Below are 1,928 nucleotides of genomic sequence, written 5' to 3'. Positions count from 1 at the left end.
CCCAAACGACTTTACATAAATAGGTCGATACAGAGTTGCGTCTTCGCAACAGACTGGTCTTTAACGCAAGTTCCCCGGCTGTACCCTTTTCCTTTTTGCCAGCCTTCACAGGGGGAATACCCGCCGCCGGAGGCATTTTCCCATGACAGAAACGCGACGCTGCATCGTCATCCCGGCCATCAAGAAAAACGCGGTCATCCCGGACCAGCTCGTCAAACGCCTCGCGGGGGTCACGCTGATCCAGCGCGCCATCGACACGGCGCGCAGTGTCGTTCCGGCGCACGACGTCGTGGTCGTCACGGACAGCCAGGAAATCAGCCTGATCTGCGAACGCAACGGCGTGCGCGTGCACTACAACGCCGGGCTGCGCTTCACCTCGCTGGACATCATCACGGAGATGAAATCCATCCTCCGTGAACTGGGCAACGATTACGGGCACATCATCGTGTACCGGGCAAGCTGCCCCCTGCTGACGTGGGTGGACATCGACGACGCCTACAAGACGTTCCTTGAAGACGAGGCCGACTGCCTCGTCACCGTCAAAAGCGTCCGGCACCGCATCTGGGAAGTCCATCAGGGGCGGCTGGAATCCTTCATGTCCGAAGACGAATCAGAGCTGGTGGTCGAGAGCAAGGCCCTCATCATCGTCAAAAGCGACGCGCTGGACGGCGGGACCATCCGGCATACCGTACCGTATTTCCTCAATGATCGGGCGATGGAGATCAACAGCTATCAGGACTGGTGGCTGTGCGAACGCCTTCTGACGCAACGCCGTGTGGTGTTCGTGGTCGCGGGCTATCCCGCCATCGGCATGGGGCACGTTTTCCGTTCGCTCATGCTGGCCCACGAAATCGCCAACCATAAAGTCTTTTTCGTCTGCACCAAAGAAAGCGAACTCGCCGCCTCCAACATCGCCGCACGCGATTACAAGACCGTCATCCAACAGGGCGAACTTTGGGAAGACGTGCTGGCGCTCGATCCCGATCTTGTGATCAACGACATGCTGGATACGCCCCGCGAATATATGGAACACCTCAAGGCCGCGAACATTCCCGTGGTCAACTTCGAGGACGAGGGGCCCGGTTCGGTGCTGGCCGATCAGGTGGTCAATGCCCTGTACGAGGAGCCTCAAAACGAAACAAACGGCAAGCAGCCCGAGCGTTTTCTGTATGGGCACAAGTACTTCTGCCTGCGCGACGAATTCTTGCAGGCCGAGCAGAATGTATTCCGCCCGGCCCCGAAGTGCATCCTCATCACCTTCGGCGGTACGGATATGCCCGACTATACCCGGCAGACGCTGGATACCGTCGAGCCGCTCTGCCGTGAGCGGGGCATCGCCATCCGGGTTGTAACCGGGCCGGGCTACGCGCACCGCGACGAGCTGGTCAGGCACATCAAGGCCCTCGGCAATCCGCTGCTCCGTTTCGAGTATGCGACCAACATCATGTCCCGTATGATGGAAGGCGTGGATCTCGCTATCTGCTCCGCCGGGCGCACCGTTTACGAACTCGCCCACATGCACATCCCGAGCATCGTTCTGGCGCAGCACGAACGCGAGGCACGGCACACCTTCGCCCGCGCGGATCACGGATTCGCCTACATGGGCATCATGCGGAAATTCAACGCCGAACGCCTCCACAAACTTTTTGTGGAACTCATCGACGAACCCGAACGCCGCAACGTCCTGTATCAGCGCCAATCCCGTATCCATTTCGAGAAAAACAAGGCTAAGGTCGTCAGCGGCATTTTAAAACTCTTGAAGAAAGAAAAAGAAAGCTGATTGCGCCACCAATAAAAAATAATGGATCGCGCCCGATTCCCGGCAGACAGAGAAAATGGAACCACTCCCGAACAGGGATTCGATAAAGTCGAAAGTCTTAGGAGGATGAGGGGAGGGGGTCCGGGGGAGGGGAGAAGGAAGCCCTTCT

General features: G+C 58.2%; 2 protein-coding genes. One reads left to right on the top strand and one right to left on the bottom strand.

The window, feature by feature from the left end:
* The first annotated feature begins 142 nt into the window (after window positions 1-142).
* On the top strand, window positions 143-1,780 hold the full coding sequence (locus HMPREF0178_RS08995; protein ID WP_009380311.1) for a glycosyltransferase: 1,638 nt from the start codon (window positions 143-145) through the stop codon (window positions 1,778-1,780).
* On the opposite strand, the gene HMPREF0178_RS22540 is transcribed toward HMPREF0178_RS08995, so the two are convergent.
* The coding region (locus tag HMPREF0178_RS22540; RefSeq protein ID WP_232281246.1) for a hypothetical protein at window positions 1,748-1,928 on the bottom strand (181 nt) is incomplete at its 5' end. The genes HMPREF0178_RS08995 and HMPREF0178_RS22540 overlap by 33 nt on opposite strands.

Origin of the sequence: Bilophila sp. 4_1_30 (genome assembly GCF_000224655.1) — a bacterium.
Taxonomy (GTDB): Bacteria; Desulfobacterota; Desulfovibrionia; order Desulfovibrionales; family Desulfovibrionaceae; genus Bilophila; species Bilophila wadsworthia.
The sequence above is the reverse complement of the archived record's forward strand: the minus strand, read 5'-3'. Positions and strand labels throughout refer to the sequence as shown.

Bases quoted from the DNA above. Each gene is read 5' to 3' on its own strand.
- HMPREF0178_RS08995 (WP_009380311.1), top strand. From the start codon at position 143: ATGACAGAAACGCGACGCTGCATCGTCATCCCGGCCATCAAGAAAAAC.